1 protein-coding gene is annotated in these 253 nt (G+C 62.5%); it reads right to left on the bottom strand.

Annotation, left to right across the window (positions count from 1 at the left end; genetic code table 11):
• Positions 1-241, bottom strand: a 241-nt coding sequence (locus AAEY83_RS17020) for a flavodoxin family protein (RefSeq protein ID WP_351061012.1), incomplete at its 3' end; no start/stop codon positions are given.
• Between the last annotated feature and the right edge of the window lie 12 nt (positions 242-253).

The following is a 253-nucleotide window of genomic DNA, read 5'->3' as shown; positions in this document are numbered from 1 at the left end:
GATCCTGTTCGCTCAGATTGGCCAGCGGCTGCACGTTGACCGGCAATCCGGCGGCCTGCAATTGTCCGGCGGTCTGCCACGCCAGTTGCTCGGCGAATCCGCTCTGGCTGGCGAAACCGATCAGCCACGCCGAAGCATCGGCGGACGGTTGTGCGAGACCTTGGCGGGCATCCTTGATCTGCTTTTTCTTGCGTCGACGGTCCAGATACAGCAGCCAGCCAGTGATGAAAAACAGCGGCATGCACACCGCCGC

The organism is Psychrobacter sp. TB20-MNA-CIBAN-0197 (assembly GCF_040309765.1).
Classification (GTDB): Bacteria; Pseudomonadota; Gammaproteobacteria; order Pseudomonadales; family Moraxellaceae; genus Psychrobacter; species Psychrobacter submarinus.
The sequence above is the reverse complement of the archived record's forward strand: the minus strand, read 5'-3'. Positions and strand labels throughout refer to the sequence as shown.